The sequence below is a fragment of the Ruegeria sp. AD6 genome (assembly GCF_056542325.1).
This window is the reverse complement of the sequence record NZ_JBQFZQ010000005.1, coordinates 14,364-40,478: the sequence shown is the minus strand read 5'-3', so window position 1 is coordinate 40,478 and position 26,115 is coordinate 14,364. Positions and strand designations below refer to the sequence as shown.

Genomic DNA, 26,115 nt, shown 5'->3' with positions numbered 1-26,115 from the left:
TTCTCGGTACGGTGGATCGCAGTGAAACGTATTTCTTCAGGTGGCGAATTCGAAGCCAAGGCCGGGTATTGCCGCGCCGTGGTTGCAGGTGGTTGGGTACATGTTGCCGGGACCGTCGGGCAGGGAGATGACGTTGTCTCACAATGCCGGTCTGCGTTGTCCATCATAGAAAAAGCACTGGCAGAGGCCGGAGCGGAGTTCTCAGACGTTGTTCGCGTCACCTACATGTTGCCGGATCGTCATGAATTTGAACCTTGCTGGCCCATTCTGGCCGAAACCTTTGGCGCAAACCCTCCGGCGGCGACGATGATCGAGTGTGGTCTGATCGATCCGAAATACCGTATTGAAATCGAAGTGACGGCATTCTTGCCCGAGTGACGCAGTCACGCGGGTGGTACTGGACCTTTGCCCGCCTTTCGGTCATATCTTGCCTGACGAACACGCCGGAGATCACCTATGGGACTTCTGAACACTCTTTTGCAGGCTGTGACTTGGTGGAACGGGGCGACCCTGAACACGAAACTTTATACAGCGCGCAAAGGTGTCAAAGTTGGTGAAGACAATGAAGGCAACGTGTTTTACCGCAATGCGGATGACAGCAAACGCTGGGTGATTTTCAACGGTGAGGCAGAGGCGAGCCGCGTTGATCCGGACTGGCACGGTTGGTTGCACCGGACTTGGGATGAGCCGCCGACCGACAAGCCGCTGCCCCACAAATCCTGGGAAAAGCCGCATCAGGAAAACCTGACGGGCACTGCATTGGCATACACTCCGGCAGGATCGTTGCGCAGGCCTGATCCGGTCGAGCGCAAAGATTACGAGGCCTGGAGCCCCGAATAGCAGAGGCGAGCAATGTCGACCCATAATTGGACCGAAGTTTTCGTCGGTGGCGCCGTATTGGCCGTTGCCGTTGCATTTGGCGTTTATGCCAGCCAATCGACCGGCCTGTCCCAGGGCGGCACTGGTTACGAGTTGGGCGCGTCCTTCCGCTCGCTCGAAGGGGTTGGTGTTGGCACCGATGTCCGTCTGGCTGGCGTCAAGATCGGCACCGTAACCGGTGTTGAACTAAACGCGGACACGTACCGTGCGGATACGACCTTCACGATTTCTGACGGGATTCTGGTGCCCGATGACAGCGCCATTGTGATTTCGTCCGAGGGGTTGCTGGGTGGCAACTTTGTCGAGGTGATGCCCGGCGGCTCTCCGTTCTTTTTTGAGCCAGGGGACGAGATTGAGGACACACAGGGCGCGGTCAGCCTGATCTCATTGCTGGTCAAATTCGTTGCCGGAGACGGCGGCGAATGAGGGGGCTGGCGCTGACCGCTCTGCTGCTCTGCGCGACGGGCGCGGCGGCACAGCAGAAGGTTGAATCCGGGCCCGGGGCGATGCTGCGTGGCCTGGACAAGGTCAGCGGTCAGACGGTCGATGTCGAAATGCAAAGCGGCGAGACTCAGCCGGTGTTTGGTCTGGACGTCGCACTAGGGGATTGCCGCTATCCGGCGGACAACCCGACGGGCGATGCCTTTGCCTATCTGACGATCTGGGAAACGGGCAAAGCCGATCAGCTGTTTGATGGTTGGATGATCGCCACGTCGCCCGCGCTGAACGCTTTGGATCACGCGCGTTACGATGTCTGGGTGATCCGCTGTATCACACCCCCAGCCGACTGAGTTATCGGGGCCGTAAAATCGGCGCTGGCGCTGATCGCATCTTCCAATGCTTTCCTGTAGCGGCTGCGCGGTATTTCGATGGCCCCGAGTGAGGCAAGGTGGGCCGTCAGAAACTGGGTATCGAACAGTTGAAACCCGGTTTGGCGAAGCCGATCGACCAAATAGGCCAGGGCGATTTTTGAGGCATCGGTGCGGCGCGAAAACATGCTTTCCCCAAAGAAAGCTGTGCCCAGAACAACCCCGTAAACGCCGCCGACCAATTGGTCATGGTCCCAGATTTCAAGCGAATGCGCGTGGCCGGCCTGATGCAATTGGCTATAGAGATCTCGCAGTTCGGCGTTGATCCAGGTGTCGGCCCTATCGGCGCAGCCGTCGACGACTGCGGCAAAATCCCGGTTGATAGTGACGTCGAAACCGCAATTACGGATACGCCGGGCCAGACTTCGTGAGATGTGAAATCCGTCCAGCGGGAACACGCCCCGCAGTTTCGGGTCGACCCAGAACAGGTCCGGGTCATCCCGATGTTCGGCCATCGGAAAAATGCCGATGGAATATCCATGCAGCAGAAGTTCAGGGGTCAGGCTCATCGGATATGCCCGGAGCCCGGACGGGTGGACCCGTCCGGCCTTGCGACTTTATTCGCCCATATTCTCCGCAAGCCAGTGCTCCAGCCAGTGGATGTTATAGTCGCCGCTATGCAGGTCGGGTTCCTGCAACAGCGCGTGAAACAGGGGCACGGTTGTGTCGATGCCGTCCACGATCAACTCTCCCAAAGCGCGATCCAGACGGGCCAGAGCCTCGGCCCGGTCGCGGCCTTGAACGATCAGCTTGGCGATCAGCGAGTCGTAATAGGGTGGGATCGAATAGCCGTCATACAGCGCCGAATCCATCCGTACGCCCAGACCACCCGGCGCGTGATACGCGGTGATCTTGCCGGGGCAGGGAGAGAAGTTTGGCAGCTTTTCGGCGTTGATCCGAACCTCGATGGCGTGGCCGTTGATTTCCAGATCGTCCTGACCGAAGGACATCGGCTCACCAGCTGCAACGCGGATTTGTTCGCGCACCAGATCGACGCCAAAGATGCCTTCGGTGACAGGGTGTTCCACCTGCAGGCGGGTGTTCATCTCGATGAAATAGAACTCGCCATTTTCGTACAGGAACTCGATGGTGCCCGCGCCGATATAGTTGATCTTGGCCACCGCATCGGCGCAGATCTTGCCGATTCTGGCACGTTCTTCGGGGGTGATGCAGGGGCCGGGGGCCTCTTCAAACACCTTCTGGTGGCGGCGTTGCAGGGAACAGTCACGCTCGCCCAGATGGACGGCGTTGCCTTTGCCGTCGCCGAAGACCTGAATCTCGATATGGCGCGGCGTGGTCAGGTATTTCTCGATATAGACCTCGTCATTGCCAAAGGCGGCTTTGCCTTCGGCCCGGGCGGTCATGAAGGCGCTTTCCATCTCGGCGGCGTTCATCGCGACTTTCATGCCGCGGCCGCCGCCACCTGCGGTGGCCTTGATGATGACGGGATAGCCGAATTCCTCACCGATGCGTTTGGCGTCTTCCAGCGTGGGAACGCCACCGTCCGAGCCGGGAACACAAGGCACACCCAGTTCCTTCATCGTGTCCTTGGCGGTGATCTTGTCGCCCATGACGCGGATATGTTCAGCGGTGGGGCCGATGAAGGTGATGCCGTGGTCTTCGACGATCTGCACGAACTCGGCATTTTCGGACAGGAAGCCATAGCCGGGATGGATCGCCTGCGCGCCGGTAATCTCACAGGCCGAGATGATTGCAGGCACCGACAGATAGCTTTGCGGGCTGGGCGGAGGGCCGATGCACACCGATTCGTCTGCCATGCGCACATGCATCGCGTCGCTGTCGGCGGTGGAGTGCACGGCGACCGTCTTAATCCCCATCTCGCGCGCGGCGCGGATGACGCGCAGGGCGATCTCGCCTCGGTTGGCAATCAGGATCTTGTCGAACATGGGCCCGCCTTACTCGATGATGACCAGAGGGGTGCCGAATTCCACAGCATCGCCATCGCCGACCAGAACACGCTTGATGGTGCCCGATTTGGGCGCGTGGATGTGGTTCATGGTTTTCATCGCTTCGACAATCAGCAGCGTATCGCCTTCGGACACGGACGCACCGACCGAGATAAAGGCAGGCGCACCAGGTTCGGGCTGCATGTAGACCGTGCCGACCATGGGTGACGTCACAGCGCCGGGGTGGCTGGCCGGATCTTCCTGTGCGGCGGGGGCTTCCGCGGCGGCCGGGGCTGCTGCGGCAACGGGTGCGACGGGTGCAGCCGCAGGAACGGCAACCTGCACCGGGGCGGCAACCGCCTGAGCCGCACGGCTGACGCGGACATTCAGGCTGTCGTCGTCGCCATATTCGCGCATGACTTCCAGTTCGGTCAGGTCGTTTTCGCGCAGCAATTCGGCCAGTGCCTTGATGAACGCCACATCCGCTTCGTGTTTGGTATCTGTCATGAGTGTCCTCGACGGTTCCCCTTTGGCCCGTCTGTTCGCGCGGGCTTTGGTATGATTACGCAGCGTTATAAGCCAAGCGACCGGTCATGAAAAGCGCAGTCTGACAGGAGAAAACGAACCTTTTGCCCCTGCTGCACAGGCAGTTTCGCGTCACAGGGGCATGCCTGACAGTTTCGCCACCAGTTCCGGCAGTTTACGCGCCCCGAATTTTTCAAGCAGGCGGGCGCGATAGGCCTCGATCGTGCGGTAGCTCAGCCCCAGTTCCATGCCGATTTCTTTTGCCGAAAGACCCCGGCAGGACAGGATTGCGACCTCGCGTTCGCGCACGGTCAACTCGACGAGGGGGCGCTCTTCAGAGATATCGGAGAAGCTCCAGATTCCATGGCGAAACGGGTCGTCGGGTGTCAGCGACCGTCCTCGCGCCCGGCACCAGAACAGATCGCCATCGCGCCGACGCATCACCCGTTCGTCGGTATAATAGCCGGTGCTGCGCATCACCTGCAGGCTGCGTTCCCCGATCCGTTCCCAATCAGCGACCGAAGGGTACAGATGCAAAAGCGGCATGTTGCGATAATCGACTTCCTCGCCCCCGAAGGTGCGTGCGAATTGCAGATTGCACCGCCGGATGATCCGGTTTTCCAGTTCAACCAGACCAATGGGGGCGTATTCGAATGCGGGGTCGCTCATGGTCTTATGGTGCCGGGAATTGAGGTGGATTAGAAGGGGCCTTGCGCAGTCGCCGGATATTCTGCGCCATCGTGCTTTTTGCCGTCGGTGTCAAAGCTGTAAATCCATAGTGAAAAGTACGACTTAACTGAATGCAAAAAATAGAATAATCTGAAAACAACTGGATCATTCGCAACGCTCAGGAGGTGGAGCTATGCGCGACACTCTTACCGGAAGCCGCATACGTGAACGGCGCCAGATTGCCGGGCTGCGGCAGGCTGAACTGGCGCGTCGTGTCGGAATTTCTGCGTCCTACCTGAACCTGATCGAGCACAATCGCCGCCGGATCGGGGGCAAATTGCTGGTCGATATTGCCGGGGCACTGGCGGTTGAGCCATCGCTGCTGACGCAGGGGATCGAGGCTACGCTGATCTCGGCCTTGCGAGAGGCGGCGGTTGATGCGGTCGGGCAAGAGGCTGAGGTTGACGGGCTTGAGGAATTCGCCGGGCGCTTTCCGGGCTGGGCGGGTGTCCTGGCGCAAATGCATCAGCGGGTGATCTCGTTAGAGCGCACGGTGGAAACCCTGTCAGACCGCCTGACCCACGACCCGCATCTGGCGGCCGCGATGCACGAGGTTCTGTCGACGGCAGCCGCGATTCGCTCGACGGCGGGCATTCTGGCGGACACGCAGGACATTGATGCCGAGTGGCAGGAGCGGTTTCACAAGAACCTTCATCAGGATGCCGAGCGGTTGGCCGACAGCTCCAAGGCGCTGGTGACCTATCTGGACGAAAGCGACTCGGCCACGGACCCGCGGGGCGTACCCTTGGAGGAGGTCGAAAGCCATTTTGCTGCACGCGGTTACAGTTTCCCCGAACTCGAGGAGGGCGGGTCCGCCGATGTCAATCTGGACGGGCTGAACACAACCGCCGCGCGCACCGTGGCGCGCGAGGTTCTGGACCTGTGCGCACAGGACGCAAGGGCGATGCCGCTTGCCCAGCTTAAAAAGCTGATGGAGGAGAAAGAGCCGGACCCAATCGAACTGGCCCGCCTGTTCTCGGTCGATGTTGCAACGGTTCTGCGGCGGTTGGCCTTTCTGCCGGAAAGTGTACTGCACCGCCCGGCCGGGTTGGTTCTGTGCGACGCATCCGGCAGCATCCTGTTCTTCAAGCCGCTTCCCGGTTTTGTTCTGCCGCGACATGGAGAGGCCTGCCCGTTATGGCCGCTGTTCACCGCGTTAAGCCGTCCCTTGGTACCGGTTCGAAAGCAGATCGCGCAGCTTGGGCGCAGTTCGGCTGAATTTGAATGCCACGCCTATGCCTGGCTTCATTCAACGCCCGGATACGATCAGGACCCTGCTTATCGCTCGGCGATGTTGGTGCGCCCGGTCGGGGATGGGGTACAGGGTGTCGCCTCGACCCGGGTTGGGGCAAACTGTCGGGTGTGCCCCAGCAAAGACTGTGCATCCCGGCGCGAGCCTTCGATTCTAAACGAAGGCTTTTGACAGTATCCTAACTGAGCGCTTAATCTGGCGGTGGCAGCGGGCTTTGTGCGCCAGTTGCCATGGGGAGGAACTGCAAATATGAGCCGCAAGGTTCTGTTGATCGAGGATGAGCCGAACATAGCTGAGGCAATCCGATTTCTGCTGACCCGCGAAGGGTGGCAGGTTGAAACACATGCCGATGGGGCAGACGCCGTTCAGGTGATCCGGACAGCGAACCCGGACCTTGTGATTCTGGACGTCATGCTGCCCGGGAAAAGTGGCATGGATATTCTGCGCGACTTGCGAGACCTGGACGACATGCAAAGCCTGCCGATCCTGATGCTGACCGCGCGCGGACAATCCAGGGATCGGGAAATGGCCGAGAATGCGGGTGTCAGCCGCTTCATGACCAAGCCCTTTTCCAATGCAGAGGTGCTGACTGCGGTGCGGGATCTGCACGCGCAGGCATCCCGATTATGAGCCCCCCGGAAGAGACCGACCCCAAGCCAAAAGGCACACGCCCCTCGCTGTTTCTGGGACGCCAAAGCTATCGCCGCCGCAGGCTGACCGACGCGGCGCGGCTGTTGCCTTTCATGGGGGCCGCGTTGCTGGCGATCCCGTTGCTGTGGCCTGACCGGGCGTCTGGGGATCAGGCGGTGCCGTTGTCCTCGGCGATGTTCTACATCTTCATCTGCTGGGGGTTTCTGATCGCCGTTGGCCTGATCTTTGGCCTGACCGCCCGTCGTTTGGGCATGCGCGGCGACTTTGACGCGGACGCCGAGTGATGGCCACGCTCAACATCCTGATTCTGGTCAGTTTGGGCTATGTGGTGCTGTTGTTCGGCGTTGCCTTTGCCGCCGACAGAATGGCTGCGGCAGGGAAGGGGAAGTGGCTACGCTCACCTCTGATCTACACGCTGTCCCTGTCGATCTACTGCACCGCCTGGACGTTTTACGGCGCGGTCGGTAACGCGGCCCGATCCGGGTTGGAATATGTGACGATCTATCTGGGCCCGACGCTGGTGATGGTCAGCTGGTGGTGGGGATTGCGTAAACTGGTCCGCGTCGGGCGCAGCCAGCGGGTGACATCCATCGCGGACCTTTTGTCGTCGCGCTATGGCAAATCCAATACGCTGGCGGTCTGCGTCACCATTCTGGCCGTTCTGGGCGGCACACCCTATATCGCCCTTCAACTTCAGTCGATCACGCTGTCCTTCTCGATCTTTGTCGAGGCTGATCCCTCGGGCCTCTATCGTGGCGGGTCGAACGTGTTCTGGGTTGCCGCCGGGCTGGCCGTCTTTGCCATTCTGTTTGGCACCCGAAATCTAGATGCGAATGAGCGCCACCATGGCGTGGTCATGGCGATTGCGGTTGAATCCGTGGTCAAGCTGTTTGCCCTGATTGCGGTTGGCGTCTTCGTTGTCTGGGGCATTGCTGGCGGCATCGGTCCGATGATGGACAAGATTGATGCGTCCGAGATTGGCCAGTGGCATGTGGATGCCGGGCGCTGGACCACCTTCATCTTTCTGTCTGCCGCCGCCTTCGTCTGCCTGCCACGGATGTTTCAGGTCATGGTCGTGGAAAACGACGACGAAGGCCACCTGAGAACCGCCGCCTGGGCCTTTCCGCTGTATCTGCTGTTGATGAGCTTGTTTGTCGTCCCCATCGCTGTCGTCGGGCTGGACCTGTTGCCGCCCGGATCAAACCCGGATTTGTTTGTTCTGACGGTGCCGCTGTCTCAGGGCAATGACTGGCTGGCCATGTTGTCCTTTATCGGCGGGTTTTCCTCGGCCACATCGATGGTGATCGTGACGGCCATGGCCTTGTCGACGATGGTATCGAACCATGTGGTCATGCCGATCTGGCTGAATACCCATGAAAGCGCGGGCTCGGTTTCAGGCGATGTGCGCAACATCGTTTTGATGGCGCGGCGCGTATCCATCGCGGTTATCATGGCGCTGGGGTATTTCTACTACAGCCTGTCCGGGGGTGGCGCGGCGCTGGCCTCGATCGGGTTGATCGCCTTCGCCGGTATCTCACAAATTCTGCCCGCTCTGGTCGGTGGCCTGTTCTGGCGAGGGGCGACGCGGACGGGCGCTTTGGTTGGGCTGTCGGTCGGGTTTGTTCTGTGGATTTACACGCTGCTTCTACCCGGGATGGGCGGGGCTTGGATGCCGCAGTCGGTGTTGGACTACGGGCCGTTCGGGATCAGCTGGCTGCGCCCGCAGGCGATGTTCGGCATCGAAGGAATGGACCCGATGGTCCACACCGTGATGTGGTCGATGTCCCTGAACACAATCGCATTCTGCGTTGCCTCGCTGCTCAGCTTTCCCAGCCCGCTGGAACGCCTGCAAGGCGCGCAGTTCGTCAACGTCTTTGATCATTCCGTCGCCCCGCGCGGGTGGACCGGATCGGTGGCGCAAAGCGAAGACCTGATGATCATGACCCAGCGGATTCTGGGCACAGGTCCCGCGCAGGAGTTCTTTCTGGCCGAAGCGGAACAACAAGGGGCCCGTTCGCACATGCCCGAACCGACGCCGGGCTTCCTGAACCGGCTGGAGCGGGAACTCAGCGGTTCCGTCGGGGCGGCGACGGCCCATGCGATGATTGGCCAGATCGTCGGTGGCGCGTCGGTGTCGGTCGAGGATCTGCTGGCTGTGGCCGACGAATCCGCTCAGTTGCTTGAATATTCCAGCCAGTTGGAAATGAAATCGGCCGAGCTGAGCCGTACCGCCCGTCAACTGCGTGAAGCGAACACAAAGCTGACGCTGGTGTCTGAACAAAAAGACAGCTTCCTTAGCCAGGTCAGCCATGAATTGCGTACGCCGATGACGTCGATCCGAGCGTTTTCCGAGATCATGCGCGACACCGAGGGGCTGAGCGCCGAAGAGCAAACGCGCTATGCGGCGATCATTCATGACGAGGCGCTGCGACTGACCCGATTGCTGGACGACCTGCTGGACCTGAGCGTTCTGGAAAACGGGCAGGTCAATCTGAACATGGGTGAAGGCACTTTGCGTTCAATTCTGGATCGCGCGGTGTCCAGTGCCCTGGCCGGGTCGGACAGGGGCCTGACCGTGCGTCGCAGCCGGACGTCCGAACGCTTTGCTCTGCATACCGATCTGGATCGGTTGGGGCAGGTGTTTATCAACCTGATCTCGAATGCGCAAAAATACTGCGATGCGGACGAGCCTGTTCTGACTATCTCGGCCCATGATGTCGGCGGGCGCTTGGTGATCGATTTCATCGACAACGGCGGCGGCATCCCCGCCGAGGCGCAATCGCTGGTTTTCGAGAAATTCGCCCGTGTCGGCGCCGACAAGGCCGGGGGCGCAGGGCTGGGTCTGGCGATCTGCCGCGAGATCATGCAGCGACTGGGGGGCGAGATCACCTATCTGCCGGGGCAGGGCGGGGCCGCATTTCGTGTCAGCCTGCCGCTGGCCTATCAGCAGGCGGCGCAGTAGGGGTCGTCTAAAGAACTTCGTAACACTCGCCGGGTTACACCAGTGGTCAGGGACACGACAAATTGGTGAACTTTGGGCATGGCACAGACTGTGAATGCGGCTTTGGCGCGCAAGCTTTCAGCGGGGCGGGAGGATTTGAAGAACCGGCCCCGCTCGATTCTGCGGGCCTTGCGTCTGGGTTTTGCGCGGGCCGCAGCGGATCGGCTGAACCTGCCCTTGGCGGTTATCGGGGCCAAACAGTCCAACCAGCCCGCTGCCGATCTGGTTGCGGATGTGGGCGACGATTGGTTGCTGTTGTTCTTCCGGGGTCCTGACGGGGTTGCCGCAGCTTGTCTGGACCCGAACACTGTGTCGGCAATTGTGCAGACCCAGACGATTGGACAGCTCTCCGCCACACCGCCCGAGGCGCGCGCCTTCACCAACACCGATGCGGCAATGGTTGCACCTTTGGTGGAAGAAGCGTTGGTCAAGGCTGCGGAACTGGCCGAGATGGTAGAGGAAGAGGTCGACCTGACCGGTTACGAGTATATGGCCCGCGCCGGGGATTTGCGGTCGCTTTGCCTGACACTGGTGGAAGAGGTTTATTGCGGTTTCGAACTGACAATCGATCTGGCCGGAGGGGTCCGGCAGGGCCATATCGCAATCCTGTTGCCTCAACGCCCCTGCGACGTCGAAGAGGATGCCGGGGCGCAACCGGATGCGGGGGCACGCCTTGAGCAATCCTCGGGCGTTGTGCGGGCCGAGTTGAACGCCGTGCTGTGCCGTATGAATGTGCCGCTGTCCGATTTGTCAGGGCTGGGGATTGGTGACGTTTTGCCCTTGGAACGGGCCCGTCTTGATCGCACCGAGGTTCTGGCGATCGATCGCACGCGGGCTGCAGTGGGGCGACTTGGGCAAAGTGGCGGTCTGCGGGCCGTCCGCATCAATGAACACGCAGCTTTGCCCGCCCTGTCCGATATTGAAGCACAAGATTTCATCGCAAGCCGCGCCGGGACGCCGAACCGGGGCGCTGACGCAGTGGATGTCACCCCATATCCCAATGTCACCGAAATTCCCGATCCGCTGGACACCGATCTTTCATTTGCGGATTCGGATCAGATGGTCGCGGAAATCTCGCAACTGGCGGGCCTGACCGGCCCGGATGATGGCGCAGATCCGATGTGACCGAAGGGCCGCAAGATCACTCTGCGTTGTTGCGAATTTGATCCAGGGCTGGGCGCAGGTTTTCCAACTGGTAGCCCGCGTTGGTTGTTGCGGTGAGAATCTCATCCGTGCTCATCCGGTCGCACTGCCCAAGCGCCCAGACGACCGAGCAGCGTGTACCGGACGCGCAATAAGCCAGCACCGGGCCGCTGCAGGTCTCGGCCATGTCGCGCTGACGCGACACGTTTTCAGGTGTCATTGTCTGATGGGTCAGTTCCAGAACTTCATATTCCAGACCCGCTGCACGCACGGCTTCGCCGATTGCATCCGACTGCATGTCAGCCGGAACTTCGGCATTCGGACGGTTGCAGATCACCTTGACGAAACCGGCTTCGGCGATGGCCGGAACATCCTCGACCGTGATCTGGGGTGAGACGGCGTAGCGGGGGGTAATAGGTCGAATCTCCATGCCAATTCCTTAGGCCGCGTTTGCAGCCCTGTCTAGCTGTGGCCCCACGTGAGGGGCGAGGAACATTCCCGTGATCATGGCCAGCAGAAACACCACCCCGCCGCTGCCGCCAAAGCTGAGCGAGGCCAGCGCCGGACCGGGGCACAGCCCCACCATGCCCCATCCCATCCCGAACAAGATCGAGCCCACAATTAACCTCCGGTCAAACTCGGCGCGCGTCGGGGCCGGAAACTCACCGCCTGCCATGGGGTGCCGTCCGGTCGTAAGACGCCATGCAAGGATCATTGGCAGGATTGCACCACCCATCACAAAGGCAAGGGTCGGGTCCCAATCCCCGAAAACGTCCAGCCAGCCTTGCACTTTGGTCGTATCGGTCATGCCAGAGACCAGAAGGCCAATGCCAAACAGGGACCCGGCAAGTGCTGCGATCAATACTCGCATCATGCGATCCCCAGAATATGCCGCAAGCCCAGCACGGTCAGCCCGCCTGCTGCAATGTAGATCAACGTGGCCACGATCCCACGCATTGAAAACCGGGAAATGCCACACACGCCATGCCCCGAGGTGCAGCCATTGGCAATGCGCGTACCGACGCCCACCAACAGCCCCGCCACAATCACCAGCACCAGATTGCCGGTCAAATGCGTTTCGGCCCCCGGTGCGATCCATGGCCGCAGCAGCAAGGGCATCCCGATCACCCCGGCGAGGAAAGCCAAACGCTCGACCGCTTCGTTGCGCGCACTGCCATCGACCAGCCCACCCAAAATGCCGCTGGCACCCATGATGCGGCCATTGCCCAACAGGTATACCGCGCCGCCAAGGCCAATCAGCACACCGCCAATCAAGCCCATCACCCAAGCCGTCATCATGTTCGATTGATCCCTTTGTTAAAGCTTGTTGATCGGCAGCTTCAGCATCACATCGCCCTGTTCATCTGCCGGCGGCATCTGACCTGCGCGCATGTTGACCTGCAAAGACGGCAGGATCAGGCGCGGCATTGCCAATGTCGCGTCGCGCGCATCCCGCATTTCGACAAACTCTTCGATGCTGCGCCCCTGGCCGATGTGGATGTTCAGCGCCTTCTGCTCACCCACCGTGGTTTCCCAGGCATATTCATCGCGCCCGGGGGCTTTGTAATCGTGTCCGACGTAAACGCGAGTATCATCGGGCAAAGACAGGATCTTTTGGATTGAGGCATATAGCGTAGATGAGGAACCGCCCGGAAAATCGCATCGCGCGGTGCCGAAATCGGGCATGAACAGCGTATCCCCGACAAAGGCCGCATCCCCGATCACATAGGTCAAACAGGCAGGCGTATGACCCGGCGTGTGCAGCACGTCGCCGCGCATCTGCCCGATGTGAAAGCTGTCGCCTTCCGCAAACAGGGCGTCGAACTGGCTGCCATCCCGCTGAAACTCGGTCCCTTCGTTGAAAACTTTGCCGAAGGTGTCCTGCACGGTCACGATCTGGTCGCCAATTCCGATCTTTCCGCCAAGCTTATCCTGCAAGTAGGGGGCCGCCGAAAGATGGTCGGCATGCACATGGCTTTCCAGGATCCATTCGGTCCTGAGCCCCTGGGACCGGACGTAGTCGATAATCTCATCCGCCGATTTGGTCGTGGTACGACCGGATGCGTGGTCAAAATCCAGAACACTGTCGATGATGGCACAGGCCGCTCCGTCGGGTTCGTTCACCACATAGGACACCGTGAAGGTTTGATCGTCAAAAAACGCTTTCACATTTGGGGTCATGGGGTCCTCCGCTCCTGTCCATACTTCATATATTGACCATGGAATGTGTTGCAATATCCGATTTGGTTTTTGATGTCCGTCAAGGCAGGTTTGATTAATTTGGCTTAAACTTTAACCGTACCGCGCCGGATTGCCGAAATTGACGGACTCTCCGGCGGGTTTCCGCACAGTATCAGAGTAATCTGTTCCGGTCTTAATCCCGTTACCTATATCGGAGATACTGGCATCACTGGGGAGGAGCGATATGGAACCGAAATCCATCTATTCCGAAGTCGAGAAGCTTGAACAAAAGCTGGAAAACGCGTGCCTGGATACGCGTCTGGCTCTGCAACCAAGTGTCAGCAAGATTGTCGATCATATGCGCCGACAGGGCATGCATGTTCCATCCCGCCTGCGTCGGTTGGATTCCGCTTTGTGCGAAGATGCAATGGAAGCGCGGTTCGACAATATGCCGATCTAGCGCCGGGCGGTCATCCGAAGGAGATCCCGAGGATGACCAGCATCAAGCCAATCACGGACAGAAACAGGGACCCCAGGTTCCATGGCAGAACGCCCTGAACCACGGCACGCAATTCATCATCCGACAATCCGGCCTTGCGCGCCTTCATCACGCGCAGAATGCACCAGACCAGTCCGGCAAGCCCGGCCAGTGACAGGGCGGCCCCGCCCCAGGTGATGACTTCAAACATGGCGCCCCAAAAAGTTGCTGCGAATTGAACCTGCGCTTACTGGATCGCACCGGCACAGACAAGCCCGGTGACGGATTGGGTGCTTGCGACCTGCGCGGACCCGATGTATCCGCGAGGTAACTGCATCCAATTCAAGCCTTAGGGAAAGACGTCGATGGAAGATATGACCGAAGATCAGGCCACCGCAAATTACCGCGTAACCGCTGGCGAATTGCGCCAGTTTATCGAGCGGTTCGAGCGTCTGGATGCCGAAAAGAAGGACATCGCCGAACAGCAGAAAGAAGTGATGGCCGAGGCCAAGGCCCGTGGCTATGACACCAAGGTCATGCGCAAAGTGATCGCGCTGCGCAAGCGCGACAAAGACGACATCGCCGAAGAAGAAGCGGTTCTGGAGATGTATAAGGAAGCGCTGGGGATGTAACCCGGCCTAGACGTCCAGAACCCGAATGTTTGGCAGGGTTCGGATTTTCGCCATATCCTGCGCGTAAAGTTCTGAAAACGCGCTGACGATATCTGCGTTCCAGCCCGGCAGATCCAGTTCCTCTTCGATCTGGTCGGGCTGCGCATAGTCTTCAAACAAGGCGATCAACTCATCGCGCGAGGCAAGCCTGGCCCCCGATTGTTCCTGTTGGATCAGCGGCAGAAGCTGGTGTTTGCCTTGCTCGGTCAACAAAGAGGCCAGCAGCGTATGCTCGCCCTTTATCGCAACGTCATTCCCCAAACCGGCCATGGCACGCACGATGTCGCCCCAGATCAGGGGTGTGTCCTCGTTTTCCCACAGCGTGATCTTCACGTTGGGCGCCAGGTCGCTCAGGTCTTCGATCATGCTGACCCAGCTCAGGCAGCTCAGGTCCGTGGTGTCCAGAATTGACCGCGCGCGGTCAGGGTCCATTGCCGTCAGAATCTTCGGAATGAACGATCCCGGGTTCATCAGCCCGGCAAAAACCTCGACCTCTGCCCCTTCCAGAACCTCTTGCGAGTATGCAATGCGCCGTCCGGCAAACGGATACATCTGGCCATGTTGCAAGGCAGTCTTGATCGGGCCAAAGAATTTCTCGCTGGACACGATCAAACGCCCGAAACCCGAGGTATCTGGCAGAAGCGCCCGCAACTGATCCCGGGTGTCGGCGAGAGGCAGGTTTTTCAGGATCGAATCCGACATAATCCTTTCAAAATGCCGACACTTGCGCGGCCCCAGCGGAAAAGCCCCGGTCTGAGTGATGACGCCTTTGTTGGCGACCAGCGAGTCCAGCAATTGCCCTTCATCCGTGAAGGCGACCCCAGCGTGAATGACTACCTGCATATTTTCCTTACGCCCAAAGGTTTTGCCAAGCGTTCCTCGACCCGCATCACATAGAACGAAGCCCGCCGCTTCGATAGGTTGAGTTTCACACAATCGCAGAAATTTCGGCAATCCCCAACCGAATGCTGAAATTCCGACTTGCAGTCCTGTTCCGAAGGCAGTAATCGGCAGCCAGTGCCCCTATAGCTCAGCTGGTAGAGCAACTGATTTGTAATCAGTAGGTCCGCGGTTCGAGTCCGTGTGGGGGCACCACTTAAACACCAGTCAAACACCGGCAAAATAAGATGTTCCCTCAGTTACTTGAGGTGCATACTTAATCTTCGGTTGGGTTTGATATGGGTTAGAACGTAACGTGAACCTTGTAACGAACGCGGTTTTACAAGGACACGATATGCCACACATTAAGTTCTCAGATTCGAACCTCAAAACCCTGTCAGCGGACAAAACGACATGGTTCACCGACCCCGACGTGAAGGGTCTGCGCCTGTGCGTCACAAAAGGCGGAGTCAAAACATGGTGGGTCAACAAGTGGGATTCTGAGGCCCAGAAGACCCGAGCTGTCAAACTCGGCCAATGGGCGAACCAAGGCACACACTGCGCTTGGGCCAAGAAACAGGTCGGCAAGGCCCTGCTCGAAATTCAGGAGGGCAATGTCCTGACCAAGGGCGAGCGCGAACTGGAACGGGCGAAGCTCGGAATCCCGACATTTGCGGACGCGCTGGAGCAATACATCACCCACCGGACAACGGCGCGGGCGTCAGGCAAAGCCCGTATGATGGAGACAACGGCGCGCGACTATCGCAACTCGTTCAAGAACCATCTCGGTCAGTGGGGCGACATCCACGTCGATGAGTTGCCTATCCTTGAGATCAATCAATACCTGAACAAGCTGCAAGAATCGCGTCCGAACGCGGCGCATCTGGCCGGGTCTGTAGCTGGTGCGGTTGTGCGGTTCATCAACCGGCTTTGTGCCCTTGCTCTGCCGATCCCCGCGCTCCTTGATGGGACCAAGATGAAAAGCCGTGTCGAGACCGGCAAACTTGATCTGTCCGTGCCATGGGCAGACCGCAAAACAGAGATCGACGGCATCAAGAACGAGCATATCCGTCTGTGCTGGATGCTAACGTGGTACACAGGGTTTCGTGGCCGGTCGTTCCGCGCGCTGACTTGGGATCAGGTTGATCTGGACGAAGGGACGGTCACGTTCGACCGGCTGAAACGGCAGGAGTCATCGCGCACGATTGCTCTGAGTGACGATGCGCTCCGCCTGTTTAAACGCCTCAAAGACATCAGGTATGAGGACAGTGACTATGTGTTCCCGAGCCGCCGGGTTGTGGGTGACACGCGTGGGCATATTGATGTGCTGGATCGGTTGCCAAAGACTCTGCCTGGAGATTTGCGTCACTTCTGGATGACAGTTGCTCGCGAAGTTGCACCCCGCCATGTCCACCGCTGGCTGGCTCAACAGACCATGATCGACAACGATCTACGGATGCTTGGACACTACGGCGCGCCGATGCTCAAGGAGCAGAAGGCAGCGGCTGAGGCGATTGCGGCGGCAATAAACAAGCAATTTCAAAATGTACCTTCCAATGTTGTTGAAATTGGTCGAACAGGCACTTAATTTCAAATCATCAACGGTGAAGCGATGCGGCAGTGCCGAACTGTGACCTGCGGGTACAGGGAGGCGCGCGACAGCACGCAGAGAGAACTGAACCGCCCTTATTGGGCCTCACTGCAATCACTTAGCTGTTGGAGTCATCATGACAATTCAAGATATTGGTCAGCAGATTGCTGACCTACGCGTTGATATGATCCGCGCGAACCCACCCCAAGTAATGAATCCGGAAGAAGCTGCGACATTTCTGGGCGTCACAACCGAGACTTTGTTTCGCTGGCGTAAAGACGGTAATGGTCCGAAGTATAGCCAGCCAACATCGCGAGTCGTGCGGTATCTGCGTTCTGATCTGATCGAATTCCTACGGGAGTATCAGTAATGGCTAAAAAGAATAACCGAGTGCGCCACGTCTTTTCCGACGCTGAGCTTGCAACTTTTCCCGAGCGCGACGCCGCTCAGTTGATGCGGTTCAATTTGTCAAAGCAGCGCATTGTTGACCTGTGCAACGCAGAACTTGAGGACGACGTGTTGCTCGACGAGCGCGACTACTCAACCTACAACCGGGCATTGAATGGCTTGGAAGTGTGGGAAGGTATCGTTCAATCGCTGGATGATCTCTTGTGCGTTCAAACCGCGCGTCCTTGGAAATACATCGACATCACGCGGACAGACGACCTGCGCGAGGACATGAAGCGTCTGGCCAAAGCTCCTTGGTGGTACGAAACTCTCGGCCTCACCATGTCCAAGGCGTCGTTCAGTGCATGGTTTTCTGGGCGAACGATGGGCAAGACCAAGGTGGCCGAGGTGCAGGAGAAATACGACGACTGGCACGTGCGCATGGAATCCGCACTGTATGATGCCTATGAACATACAGCGGCACAAGCAGCCTATAACTCCTGTTACAGAGAGCGACACGGATCCGGGTCGCATCGCTGCGTCCAGTCTTGGGACACATTCATCAAGGATTTGCTCGACAGTGGATTGTCGATTGATCAGGCGCGCGAGAAGTTTTTGGAACGCGCGGACAAGCTCGACAATCACTATCTCGAAATGATCAATCCTGCAGACCCTGTGTCACCTTTGAAAAAGGTTTCGTCCTCGAAACGCGAATATGTCCAGAGGAAGATCGAAGACCGGAAACATGAGTTTAATGAGCTCATTAAACTTGGCCTACCAAGGGCAATGGCGATGCCCGTTGCGTCAGACGAGGTGTATTTCGTCGAGGACAAATGGGGTGATCGTCGGCAAGAAGAAGGCCCCGTCGATCACAACGAACATCTGTATGGTCTGCACTACCGGTCTAGATGCCAAAACTATGTGGACGAGCAGGAGCGTGAGGTTCGCTCCAACTCAGAGATTGTTGCGGTTTCTAGGGACGGTAAGACTTGGACGCCTGCTGATGATCGACACAAGCGCGGTTGGATTAACGGCGTTGACGATATCTTCATTGCACTGGCCGAGGGTCGCGACACGAACAACCAGTATACACAAGCGGTTGAAGCCGCGCGGGTAAAAGTCAGGCAATTGCGCCAGCAATGCGAGATGTGGTCAAATCGGCATAAGTACGACGAGCTTCAAGCGGAGCTTGTGAGGGCTGATAAGGCGCTTGAGAACGCCTTAAACAACACAGGTTTGTAGCTACGCAGCAAAAGCCATTCTACCTGGGAGCGTGTCGAGGATTTCGGCACGCTCTTTGCGTTTCACATGTGGGATCAACCAGCGACGGATGATTTCGCGGTCAACACCTGCGGCGTGCATTTCATGGGCGCGGGATTTCGGGTCATACATGGTTTGTCTCCGTTTTGATGCAGCGCATTTCGCGCGCGATCAATATACGGGCCGCATGCTTGGTTCGACGACCGGAATACCGGGTGATGATAACTCAGTTATAGGTTCTAGATCGTTAGGGCAGGAATTATGCTGCGCTATATGGCGCGCGCGCACATGTGCATAAAAAAATGATGATGAAAAATCTGGTATCCTGAGGTCAAAATTTCATCATCATTTTTTTATGCACACGTATGTACGCGCGTTATGGCACAGCAATCTGGTTCATTCCTCTGCAAGCTGCCACTCAGCGCGCAGAAATGCGTCCTCTGATCAGTTTCGCACACAAATTTGCACAGCCGCTTATGCGCAATCACTTTGGCTAGGAAGATAACGTATTGAAGTTACAGTGCAATGTTGCTCGAAATTCTTGTAAACGGTCTTGTAACGCCCGGTACGCATGGCAAATCCTGTCCCAACGCAACCGACCCCCTTTTTGACAGACGCCCAACCCGGCCCGGGCAAATTTGGAAGAAATCAATTTCCAAAATCCCCCGTTTCGCCCTGCACCCCATTGGTGTCAGCAAGCTAACCCTGAGCCATCCACCGAATGCCACGATCTACTGGGCGACAAACCGGGGCAACGATCAAATCTGACACCATATACCCGACCGCCCCAAAAACCGCGTCTCCGACGTGCTCTGCGAGTCTGTGAATTCCAGCAACATTCCGGCCCCGTTCCTGAACTTAAAATTTCCGCCTCCAAGACCTGAAACTCCGGTAACGCCGCCCACGCGTATCCCCGTAATGTTCGGTGTACGCCACGAGCGTTCACGGGCCGCGTACAGAGCGGCCCCTTTCCCGCCTCCCAAGGGCCCGTGAACTGTCTTGAAAGGACCCCAACGTGAAAACTTGTCACATCAAAGAAACCCCTCACGGGTCACGCCTCTGCGCGACTGAACTGTTCAACGCATGGCATCTCGATGTGCCCGTGAAACCGGACACCCTGCAACAACTGATCCGGGACGCGATCAAAACACCGGACGAACATCCCCGCGTCGAGAAAGACGGTGTTGCTGTTGACCGCACGCCCACGGGCGTTCGCGTCCAGCATGTCAGAAACACATCTTGGATGGACGTTCCTTGGAATATCGTCGTCAAGGAATTGATCCAATGACCAAGATCGAACACGCAACCTATGCGGAGATGAGTCTTGCCTATGACAAAATCCGCGACGTTCTGCACGGCGAAGACCGGCTGAAAAATCGCGGCCCGGTTTACCTGCCGCGACCCGAAGGCATGACGCAGGCACAATACACGCGGTATGTGCAGGGGTCGTCGTTCTACGCGGTGGCCGAACGCACCCTACGCGGCATGGTCGGCGCGGTCACGCGGAATACCCCCATCGTCGAACTGCCGAACCGCATCGAACCGATGCGCAACGCCGCAACCTTCGAAGGCAACGCACTGGATGTGCTGATCGAAGACGCCTTGCGCGAAACGATGTCTATGGGTCGCTTCGCTATGGTCCTCGACTATCCTGTCCAAGCTGCGCCGGGTTCTGCTCCGTTCATTTCGACCTTCGATGCGGACAGCATTCTGGACTGGAAAGAACAACTGGTCGATGGTCGGCAGAAGCTGACCTATCTGCGTTTAAACGAGCGCAACGACGAACTGGACAATGGCGTCGAACAGCATCTCGTTCTGACTTTGGACCCCATCTACACCGTGCGCCGGTTTCATGTGCAAACCAAACGCACGGGCGATCTCACCCAATCCGTCGAAGAAATGCAGGTCGGGGAAGACATCATTCCATCGGTCAACGGCCAGACGATTGACGAAATCCCAGCGGTCATCGTCTCGCCCTACAATCTGAAAGCGGATATCGAAAAGCCGCCGTTTCTGGATTTGGTCAATGTCAATCTCGCGCATTGGCGACTGTCTGCGGATTACTATTGGTCCCTGTACCTAACAAGCCAGCCAACGCCGTGGGTTGCGGGTTCAATCAACGAAAAGAACAAACCGCAGCAAATTGGCTCCGGTGCGTTCTGGGTTCTGCCCGAAGGCGCAACAGCCGGGATGCTCGAGTTTACGGGCGCGGGTATTGCAGCACAAAAGGCCGCTCTGGACGATCTGACGGCCCAGATGGCAACGCTTGGCGCGCGAATGGTCTATGATGGCAAAGGGCGCAATGAGACCACTGACACGGCCAAGCTGCGCCACCGTTCCGAACTTTCCCTGCTTCATTCGTCGGTCAACATGGTCGAAGCAGCCATCCTGAAACTGCTGCGCCTTGCGGCTGACTGGACCAGCCCTGGCACAGCCGATCAGGTCAAAGTCAAACTGCACCGTGACTTCATCACAGCACAAATGGACGCCTCTGTCCTCACGGCTTTGGTCAAGGCATGGCAGGCGGGCGCTATCTCGCATGACACCCTGCTTATGAACCTCAAGAAAGGCGAACTGATGGACGTGAACCGAGCCATCGACGACGAAAAGGAGATGATCGAAACCGACGACTCTGTGTTGCCGTTTCCTGCCGCATGATCAATGTCGCTGGAAATGTGAAAGCTGTGGAAGTCGGCGAAGTCGGCCTCTACCGCTCCGTCGTCACGCGCGCCATCATGGATTTGTTTGGTTCGCTGTCACTGACCTCGCAGCAAGACGAAGCCCGCGCCGCCCGTGACGACGCGTTGAGTTTTCTGACGGCTGAAACTGGTGGTTGGGCGCAATCGCGAAACACCATCTGCGAGATATGCGACATCGAACCAAGCATCCTACGGAGCAGAGTTGTTGCGATATTGGAGGGGCAAGATCCACCGGATGAGGCCCGCCAGTCAATTTTCACCAACTTGGACGCTGCTCGTGATCTTTGGGCGAAAAAGAAAACAGAGACCGACCGCGCACAGGCCGCAAGAGAACGTCAGGCAAAGATCGTTGCGCACCGGCGCGCCGAACCGCAGAAACGCAAAAGAACGCCGGTTAGGCATCGGTATTCTGAGTTGCGGTTGATGGTGTTTGACCTGCTCCGGCGTGAACCAATGAAATTCAAGGACATACTGCAAGCGATGGGCGGTGTTTCTGACCATGCAATTCGCACTCTCCTGAACAATGCGCTTGCGAAAGGCGAGGTCGTACGAAGCAGCACCTTTGTCTATTCCTTAGCACCTTCTTCTTCGGTTGTAGCGGAACCGGAAGCTGCCTGATTGTCGAACTGTAGGTGAGGCCTGCAACTTCTTGTTTGGCGACAAAAGGGGCGGGTTTCGGCTCGTCCCATTCGTCAAAACAGGAGTCCCAACATGGCCGACGAAGACCAAAACTCGACGCAGGCAGAGGCGCTGATTGCGGCCATTGCCCCCAAGATCGCGGAAGCGATCATTCCCCAGATTGCCGAACAGGTAGAAACCCAGATCAAAGGTGTCGTCGCCAAGAATGACGAACTTCTGGACAAGCTGCAAAACATGAAAAAAGACGCAGAGATCGCCGAAAGCGCAAAACACCTTCAAGCGATCACGGATGCGGCGGCGCGCGTTATGAATGGCCCGCAGGGCAACGACACCCAGCAGAATTTCAAACCGAACGAACCGATCCGGCTCAGCCGGACTGATGCCCGCGATGTACGCAAATATCGCGAGGCGCGGGCGCAAGCCGAAAAGGCAGGCGTCGTACTGGAAATCGTCGCGGACGAATGAGCCGGGGTCAGCAGCATAAGATTGCGCTGCTCCCGACGGAGCAGCGCAACGAGGTCGTCCGTGACATCGTTCTCGGGCGTAAGTCGATGTATGCGGTCGCAAAAGAGATCAACACCTCGGACACCTCCGTCAGCCGGTACATGGCGACCGTGACTGAACAAGAGCGCTTGGAAATCATCGCCGCCGCAATGGGCGAAGCGAAGATGGCTGAAATCCAAGAGAATGCGGACATCGTAAACCAGTTTGGCGAAGACACCGACAAAGACCTCAAGTGGGTTCTGCGCGAACTTAAAGATCTGCTGAAATCGGCCAAGGATGACGACGAAAAAGTCCTGCAACTCGGCACGTTGAAAGAGTTGCGCCAGAGCCTCATGGCGCTTGCTGACCTGCACGGCAAGCTGAACAAGAAGATGGATGTCCATCTGAACTTGAACGAAAGCCCGCAGTTCATCCAACTGCGCCAGATCATTCTGGACGTATTGGGGCGTCACCCGGACGCGAAGGCGGACTTTCTGGAACAGATGAAAGTCCTGCAAGTGATCAAGCATTCCACATGATCCACGACCCGCATCTCCATTCTTTCCTCCAAGGACTGACCGTCAGTCTGGACCCCATTGAACGGTTCCGGCTGACGATTGGTGAACCCGACCCTTGGCAGGAAGAATTGCTCCGTACTGACCCCGCAGCCAACGAGGCAGACCGCATGGTCATGGCTTTGTGCGGGCGTCAGTCGGGCAAATCAACGACATGCGGATGCCTGGCCTATGATGACTTTTCTGTCGGCAAGACCGTCATACTGACCGCGCCATCATTGCGGCAATCGACGGAGTTGTTCCGGCGCATTTTGGAGTTCAAAAACAGTGACCCATTCTGCCCGCCAATCGTGCGCCAGACACAGACGGAATTGGAGGCACACCCAAGGCACGGTGGCCGGATCATCGTTGTGCCTGCAACCGATCAGGCGCGCGGCATGACCGCTGACACCATTTTGGCAGACGAAGCCTGTTTTCTCGACGACGACGCGCTGACGGCTTTCTTTCCTATGCGTAAAGAGACTGGGCGCATTTTCCTGCTGTCTACGCCAAACCTGCGCACTGGCTACTTCTACGACACGTGGACATCTGCAAAGCGGGTGCGTCGCATCATGGCGAGGTCAATCGACATTGAGCGGCGTCGGGCGCAGGTCGAGTTTGACCGGGCAACGATGTCAGAGACGACCTTTCGCCGGGAACATCTTTGCGAGTTCGTTGGCTCCGGCACGCCGCTGTTGTCTTGGGACACCTTGGAACGCACGAGCACTTCGGGCGTCAAAGCACTGGAACTGTCATGACCAAGCATGTTTTTCTGCCCGACGGGCGCGTTATCCTGCCATCAAACGCCGATCCAGCCGCCGCCGGTACGCAGGTGTTCGGCTGGGTCAGACATCGCGTCGGCCTTGATCTCGGGCGCAATGACCCGTCAGCTATCGTTGTCATTCGGGACGAATGCTATCCTGAGTTCACGGGCAACGGGTTCGAGCAACGCCTTGGCACGCGGCGCTGTACCGTCGTTTTCCAAGAGTCGATCCAACTCTATTCGTACACCGACCTTGCTGATTTTCTGGCAAAGCGGCTGGCGCAAATCCCGCATTGGTCACTTGCTATCGACGCGTCGGGCCTTGGTGCGCCGTTCTCGTCAACACTGGACAATGCTGGGATCGAACACTGGGCGGTGGTTATGACGGCTGGTGCGAACCTGACCAAGAAAGGCAAGAACGTCACAGTCGGCAAAACGATCCTGCTCGAGAACATGGCCGTCGGCCTTGAGACCGGCGCGCTGATGGTGGCTGATGATCTGCCGGGGAAGCAAGACCTGCTGAATGAGATTGCCAGTTTCGAACTGGCGTCCACATCTGCTGGCAATCTGGTTTTGCAGGGCGGGGGCAAAGGACATCACGCCGACCGCGCCATTGCCTGCGCACTTGGCTATCTGTCGGCTTCCGACCTCGACGACGCAATGGCGGCGACAACGCACCGGCTGCACGGGTGGGCGTGACACTGACGCCCCAGCGCCAATCGCTGAGTAATTCTCGTGCAATTGCGGTCAGGCACATCGGGCTTTCTGGCCTTGTGTTGACGTCTACGCTTGCCAATCTTTGTTGGCGATAGCTTGGTCAAGTGCCGTCATGTTTTTGACATCTGTGTTGGTTGCTCCGCCAGAAATGGCGTGATCGAATTCCACTAATTTCGGTTCTTCACAGGTGGTGTTGCTACCCGTAACGGCTTGCTCAAAATCCACCAGTTTTTCCTGCTCACGGTGGCGGTCGCCATTTGCCCGTTCCCTTTCTAGCGCCTTCTTATGAGATTTCTGTCCCTTCCTGTACCACTCAATCACTGTCTCAACTTGAACGTTGGGATCATTGCCCATGTATTCTTGGATATAGCGTACCGCGCCCGCTTTTCGCCCATCGACAATAGGTCCACCGGGCCGTTTGGTGCCCATCCAAGTCTGAATGATTGAATACACAGAATCTGGGTGGTGGTTTGGCCATTGTTTACCAACAAGGCCAAGTGCGGCATGGGCCGATGCAGGCTCCAAGCCTCCGCTCTGCCCCATATCACTAAGCACCTTAATCGCTACTTCTCGCAGATAGTCCGCAACCCAGATTGGCAGTGGCTGATTTGGATTATGCCGTTCGAGGTATTTCCACGCCTGAAAAGCAATCTCTCGCGCCAGACGTGCGGGTGTAGGCGCGCCAAACGCATCCCCGCTGTCCATGGGCTTTTCAGGAAGAAAATCCTCAAGTTCTTGCAGGAAGATTGCACTTGGCTCATCCCCGGAGGGCTTGAACTCGTTGGGTTCAGTCCCCTGTGATCCCGTATCAGACCTTTGATTTTCGTGCTTTTTATCCATCACGCCACCATCAAACAGGAAGGTGGCGATTAAATGTCAAAAAGGAGTAAAGCACCATGACTAATCATGACAAAAACCTAACTCGTGCTCTTGCAATCTTATGCACTAGGCTGGGGGAAATTGATTTCGCAGTGTGTGGAATTGAACATGCCACAAAGCAACTGCGTTCCATGCAAATGGTTTGGATCGACGCGGCGGGGCAACTTTTGCAGGAGGAAGCAGCATGACTGTGAAGCCAGAAAATCTCAAGCGTGCCTTGGCGATGATGACTGAGGAAGTGGATGCGACTGAAATCAAATGTTTTGGCAACAGATTATCGGTAAAAGGGCACATACTACATGTGTGTGACGAAGATGATCGAGAGGTTTTGTCTGTCCTTATGGCAGACAAGGAGTTTGGTTTTGCTGCAGGTCACTTCGAGACAGCAGCCGAGGTGATGCGCGACATGCAAAAAGTGTGGTTTGCCGCAGCGAAAGAAATGAAGAAAGGGGAAGCGGCATGAGCCCGAACGTGCGCGAACGGCTGCGCCTCATCAGCCAAGGCCTCGACCGCAATAGTTATGTGCGTTTCACGCATTGTGGGCGGACTTACATCTTCATGGAAGGGCGATGGTGGACCGCGCCTAAGATTTGAAAACGACAAAACGGGCGGCTCTGAGGCCGCCCGTTTAATTTGTGCCCAATGTGACTACTGGGCTACTATCGTCTGTCTCTGACGCGCTCTGCGGGGCACACGCCGCATTTTTACCGATATGTCCACGCATCCGGCCCGACTCGGGCCTCAAGCTGCCCTATGGTGGGCGGCTAGTCGAATATCTCCTCGCGCGTGTCGCCCCCGTCGTCGGTCAGTACAACGCAGCAGCGGGAAATCGACGACAGGGCGCGCCTGCGGCCTACACGACCCCTTTCCGCCAAGTTCAGTGGCGCCTGATAGTTCAGTCGGTCAATCAGTTGTTCGGTAATCATGGGAACCATTCCTGCGCAGGTTTAACCCTAGCCGTTAGAAAGTGTTTTTGTA

Annotated in this window: 34 protein-coding genes and 1 tRNA gene; 23 read left to right on the top strand and 12 right to left on the bottom strand. The window is 57.7% G+C overall.

Annotated elements, in window-relative coordinates; genetic code table 11:
* The first annotated feature begins 15 nt into the window (after window positions 1–15).
* From ACR0KJ_RS11875 to ACR0KJ_RS11860, 4 genes are all read left to right on the top strand, one after another.
* Window positions 16–378: a RidA family protein gene (locus tag ACR0KJ_RS11875; protein ID WP_170454567.1), complete on the top strand. Its 363-nt coding sequence runs from the start codon at window positions 16–18 to the stop codon at window positions 376–378.
* A gap of 78 nt (window positions 379–456) precedes the next feature.
* Window positions 457–840, top strand: a complete 384-nt coding sequence (locus tag ACR0KJ_RS11870) for an NADH:ubiquinone oxidoreductase subunit NDUFA12 (RefSeq protein WP_170454097.1) — start codon at window positions 457–459, stop codon at window positions 838–840.
* 12 nt (window positions 841–852) lie between these two features.
* A complete protein-coding gene (gene mlaD / locus ACR0KJ_RS11865) occupies window positions 853–1,305 on the top strand; it encodes an outer membrane lipid asymmetry maintenance protein MlaD (RefSeq protein ID WP_170454095.1) in 453 nt (150 codons plus the stop codon).
* Entirely contained in the window at window positions 1,302–1,670 is a 369-nt protein-coding gene (locus ACR0KJ_RS11860; RefSeq protein ID WP_170520694.1) for a DUF2155 domain-containing protein, read from the top strand. Before mlaD ends, ACR0KJ_RS11860 begins: the two co-directional genes overlap by 4 nt.
* On the opposite strand, the gene aat is transcribed toward ACR0KJ_RS11860, so the two are convergent.
* From aat to ACR0KJ_RS11840, 4 genes are all read right to left on the bottom strand, one after another.
* The gene (gene aat, locus ACR0KJ_RS11855; protein WP_170454091.1) at window positions 1,625–2,257 is read right to left on the bottom strand and encodes a leucyl/phenylalanyl-tRNA--protein transferase; all 633 of its coding nucleotides are present in this window, start codon (window positions 2,255–2,257) and stop codon (window positions 1,625–1,627) included. The genes ACR0KJ_RS11860 and aat overlap by 46 nt on opposite strands.
* A gap of 48 nt (window positions 2,258–2,305) precedes the next feature.
* On the bottom strand, window positions 2,306–3,655 hold the full coding sequence (gene accC / locus ACR0KJ_RS11850) for an acetyl-CoA carboxylase biotin carboxylase subunit (RefSeq protein WP_170520698.1): 1,350 nt from the start codon (window positions 3,653–3,655) through the stop codon (window positions 2,306–2,308).
* Window positions 3,656–3,664: 9 nt separating this feature from the next.
* Complete coding sequence (accB, locus tag ACR0KJ_RS11845) at window positions 3,665–4,162, bottom strand: acetyl-CoA carboxylase biotin carboxyl carrier protein (protein ID WP_170520700.1); 498 nt, start codon at window positions 4,160–4,162, stop codon at window positions 3,665–3,667.
* A gap of 150 nt (window positions 4,163–4,312) precedes the next feature.
* Window positions 4,313–4,849, bottom strand: a complete 537-nt coding sequence (locus ACR0KJ_RS11840) for a LuxR C-terminal-related transcriptional regulator (RefSeq protein WP_170454086.1) — start codon at window positions 4,847–4,849, stop codon at window positions 4,313–4,315.
* A gap of 193 nt (window positions 4,850–5,042) precedes the next feature.
* Between ACR0KJ_RS11840 and ACR0KJ_RS11835 the strand changes: the two genes are divergently transcribed.
* From ACR0KJ_RS11835 to ACR0KJ_RS11815, 5 genes are all read left to right on the top strand, one after another.
* Complete coding sequence (locus ACR0KJ_RS11835; protein WP_480580400.1) at window positions 5,043–6,332, top strand: helix-turn-helix domain-containing protein; 1,290 nt, start codon at window positions 5,043–5,045, stop codon at window positions 6,330–6,332.
* 78 nt (window positions 6,333–6,410) lie between these two features.
* Window positions 6,411–6,791 (top strand): response regulator, encoded by a 381-nt coding sequence (locus ACR0KJ_RS11830; protein WP_170623657.1) that lies wholly within the window; start codon window positions 6,411–6,413, stop codon window positions 6,789–6,791.
* Window positions 6,788–7,096, top strand: a complete 309-nt coding sequence (locus tag ACR0KJ_RS11825; RefSeq protein WP_170454080.1) for a hypothetical protein — start codon at window positions 6,788–6,790, stop codon at window positions 7,094–7,096. The genes ACR0KJ_RS11830 and ACR0KJ_RS11825 overlap by 4 nt, the downstream gene beginning before the upstream one ends.
* The gene (locus ACR0KJ_RS11820; RefSeq protein ID WP_170454078.1) at window positions 7,096–9,774 is read left to right on the top strand and encodes a sensor histidine kinase; all 2,679 of its coding nucleotides are present in this window, start codon (window positions 7,096–7,098) and stop codon (window positions 9,772–9,774) included. Before ACR0KJ_RS11825 ends, ACR0KJ_RS11820 begins: the two co-directional genes overlap by 1 nt.
* Before the next feature lie 78 nt (window positions 9,775–9,852).
* Window positions 9,853–10,938 (top strand): FliM/FliN family flagellar motor C-terminal domain-containing protein, encoded by a 1,086-nt coding sequence (locus tag ACR0KJ_RS11815; RefSeq protein ID WP_480626775.1) that lies wholly within the window; start codon window positions 9,853–9,855, stop codon window positions 10,936–10,938.
* Between the two features lie 16 nt (window positions 10,939–10,954).
* Here the strand turns inward: ACR0KJ_RS11815 and ACR0KJ_RS11810 are convergent, their stop codons facing one another.
* The 4 genes from ACR0KJ_RS11810 to ACR0KJ_RS11795 are packed head-to-tail and all read right to left on the bottom strand — an operon-like array spanning window position 10,955 to window position 13,137.
* Window positions 10,955–11,386 (bottom strand): TIGR01244 family sulfur transferase, encoded by a 432-nt coding sequence (locus ACR0KJ_RS11810; protein ID WP_170454074.1) that lies wholly within the window; start codon window positions 11,384–11,386, stop codon window positions 10,955–10,957.
* 9 nt (window positions 11,387–11,395) lie between these two features.
* On the bottom strand, window positions 11,396–11,827 hold the full coding sequence (locus ACR0KJ_RS11805; RefSeq protein WP_480626867.1) for a DUF6691 family protein: 432 nt from the start codon (window positions 11,825–11,827) through the stop codon (window positions 11,396–11,398).
* A complete protein-coding gene (locus ACR0KJ_RS11800) occupies window positions 11,827–12,255 on the bottom strand; it encodes a YeeE/YedE thiosulfate transporter family protein (protein WP_170623649.1) in 429 nt (142 codons plus the stop codon). Before ACR0KJ_RS11800 ends, ACR0KJ_RS11805 begins: the two co-directional genes overlap by 1 nt.
* 18 nt (window positions 12,256–12,273) lie before the next feature.
* The gene (locus tag ACR0KJ_RS11795) at window positions 12,274–13,137 is read right to left on the bottom strand and encodes an MBL fold metallo-hydrolase (protein WP_170454070.1); all 864 of its coding nucleotides are present in this window, start codon (window positions 13,135–13,137) and stop codon (window positions 12,274–12,276) included.
* A gap of 244 nt (window positions 13,138–13,381) precedes the next feature.
* Between ACR0KJ_RS11795 and ACR0KJ_RS11790 the strand changes: the two genes are divergently transcribed.
* Window positions 13,382–13,597 carry a hypothetical protein gene (locus ACR0KJ_RS11790; protein ID WP_170454068.1) on the top strand — a complete coding sequence of 72 codons (216 nt, stop codon included), beginning with the start codon at window positions 13,382–13,384 and terminating at the stop codon, window positions 13,595–13,597.
* A 10-nt stretch (window positions 13,598–13,607) separates the two neighbouring features.
* On the opposite strand, the gene ACR0KJ_RS11785 is transcribed toward ACR0KJ_RS11790, so the two are convergent.
* Window positions 13,608–13,826 carry a hypothetical protein gene (locus ACR0KJ_RS11785; RefSeq protein ID WP_170454066.1) on the bottom strand — a complete coding sequence of 73 codons (219 nt, stop codon included), beginning with the start codon at window positions 13,824–13,826 and terminating at the stop codon, window positions 13,608–13,610.
* 154 nt (window positions 13,827–13,980) lie between these two features.
* Here ACR0KJ_RS11785 and ACR0KJ_RS11780 point away from each other — a divergent pair, with 154 nt between their 5' ends.
* Window positions 13,981–14,247 (top strand): DUF2312 domain-containing protein, encoded by a 267-nt coding sequence (locus ACR0KJ_RS11780; RefSeq protein ID WP_170454064.1) that lies wholly within the window; start codon window positions 13,981–13,983, stop codon window positions 14,245–14,247.
* A gap of 6 nt (window positions 14,248–14,253) precedes the next feature.
* Here the strand turns inward: ACR0KJ_RS11780 and ACR0KJ_RS11775 are convergent, their stop codons facing one another.
* Complete coding sequence (locus ACR0KJ_RS11775; RefSeq protein WP_170454062.1) at window positions 14,254–15,129, bottom strand: hypothetical protein; 876 nt, start codon at window positions 15,127–15,129, stop codon at window positions 14,254–14,256.
* A 176-nt stretch (window positions 15,130–15,305) separates the two neighbouring features.
* Here ACR0KJ_RS11775 and ACR0KJ_RS11770 point away from each other — a divergent pair.
* From ACR0KJ_RS11770 to ACR0KJ_RS11755, 4 genes are all read left to right on the top strand, one after another.
* A tRNA-Thr gene (locus tag ACR0KJ_RS11770) sits at window positions 15,306–15,381 on the top strand.
* 100 nt (window positions 15,382–15,481) lie between these two features.
* Window positions 15,482–16,753 (top strand): tyrosine-type recombinase/integrase, encoded by a 1,272-nt coding sequence (locus ACR0KJ_RS11765; RefSeq protein WP_480626774.1) that lies wholly within the window; start codon window positions 15,482–15,484, stop codon window positions 16,751–16,753.
* Window positions 16,754–16,892: 139 nt separating this feature from the next.
* Window positions 16,893–17,126, top strand: coding sequence for a helix-turn-helix transcriptional regulator (locus tag ACR0KJ_RS11760; protein ID WP_480626773.1), 234 nt, complete (start codon window positions 16,893–16,895; stop codon window positions 17,124–17,126).
* A complete protein-coding gene (locus ACR0KJ_RS11755; RefSeq protein ID WP_480626772.1) occupies window positions 17,126–18,385 on the top strand; it encodes a hypothetical protein in 1,260 nt (419 codons plus the stop codon). Before ACR0KJ_RS11760 ends, ACR0KJ_RS11755 begins: the two co-directional genes overlap by 1 nt.
* On the opposite strand, the gene ACR0KJ_RS11750 is transcribed toward ACR0KJ_RS11755, so the two are convergent.
* Window positions 18,386–18,535, bottom strand: coding sequence for a hypothetical protein (locus ACR0KJ_RS11750; RefSeq protein ID WP_480626771.1), 150 nt, complete (start codon window positions 18,533–18,535; stop codon window positions 18,386–18,388).
* Window positions 18,536–19,505: 970 nt separating this feature from the next.
* On the opposite strand from ACR0KJ_RS11750, the gene ACR0KJ_RS11745 reads away from it, so the two are divergent.
* The 7 genes from ACR0KJ_RS11745 (at window position 19,506) to ACR0KJ_RS11715 (ending at window position 24,240) form a co-directional block, all read left to right on the top strand.
* Window positions 19,506–19,691, top strand: coding sequence for a hypothetical protein (locus tag ACR0KJ_RS11745; protein WP_480626770.1), 186 nt, complete (start codon window positions 19,506–19,508; stop codon window positions 19,689–19,691).
* A complete protein-coding gene (locus ACR0KJ_RS11740; protein ID WP_480626769.1) occupies window positions 19,688–21,061 on the top strand; it encodes a DUF4055 domain-containing protein in 1,374 nt (457 codons plus the stop codon). The genes ACR0KJ_RS11745 and ACR0KJ_RS11740 overlap by 4 nt, the downstream gene beginning before the upstream one ends.
* The gene (locus ACR0KJ_RS11735) at window positions 21,058–21,720 is read left to right on the top strand and encodes a hypothetical protein (protein ID WP_480626768.1); all 663 of its coding nucleotides are present in this window, start codon (window positions 21,058–21,060) and stop codon (window positions 21,718–21,720) included. Before ACR0KJ_RS11740 ends, ACR0KJ_RS11735 begins: the two co-directional genes overlap by 4 nt.
* A 93-nt stretch (window positions 21,721–21,813) precedes the next feature.
* The gene (locus tag ACR0KJ_RS11730) at window positions 21,814–22,206 is read left to right on the top strand and encodes a hypothetical protein (protein WP_480626767.1); all 393 of its coding nucleotides are present in this window, start codon (window positions 21,814–21,816) and stop codon (window positions 22,204–22,206) included.
* Entirely contained in the window at window positions 22,203–22,763 is a 561-nt protein-coding gene (locus ACR0KJ_RS11725) for a hypothetical protein (RefSeq protein ID WP_480626766.1), read from the top strand. Before ACR0KJ_RS11730 ends, ACR0KJ_RS11725 begins: the two co-directional genes overlap by 4 nt.
* Window positions 22,760–23,536 carry a terminase large subunit domain-containing protein gene (locus ACR0KJ_RS11720; RefSeq protein ID WP_480626765.1) on the top strand — a complete coding sequence of 259 codons (777 nt, stop codon included), beginning with the start codon at window positions 22,760–22,762 and terminating at the stop codon, window positions 23,534–23,536. The genes ACR0KJ_RS11725 and ACR0KJ_RS11720 overlap by 4 nt, the downstream gene beginning before the upstream one ends.
* Entirely contained in the window at window positions 23,533–24,240 is a 708-nt protein-coding gene (locus ACR0KJ_RS11715) for a hypothetical protein (RefSeq protein WP_480626764.1), read from the top strand. The genes ACR0KJ_RS11720 and ACR0KJ_RS11715 overlap by 4 nt, the downstream gene beginning before the upstream one ends.
* A gap of 84 nt (window positions 24,241–24,324) precedes the next feature.
* Here the strand turns inward: ACR0KJ_RS11715 and ACR0KJ_RS11710 are convergent, their stop codons facing one another.
* Window positions 24,325–25,098: a hypothetical protein gene (locus ACR0KJ_RS11710; RefSeq protein WP_480626763.1), complete on the bottom strand. Its 774-nt coding sequence runs from the start codon at window positions 25,096–25,098 to the stop codon at window positions 24,325–24,327.
* A gap of 223 nt (window positions 25,099–25,321) precedes the next feature.
* On the opposite strand from ACR0KJ_RS11710, the gene ACR0KJ_RS11705 reads away from it, so the two are divergent.
* Window positions 25,322–25,600, top strand: a complete 279-nt coding sequence (locus ACR0KJ_RS11705) for a hypothetical protein (RefSeq protein ID WP_480626762.1) — start codon at window positions 25,322–25,324, stop codon at window positions 25,598–25,600.
* Window positions 25,601–26,115 lie beyond the last annotated feature (515 nt).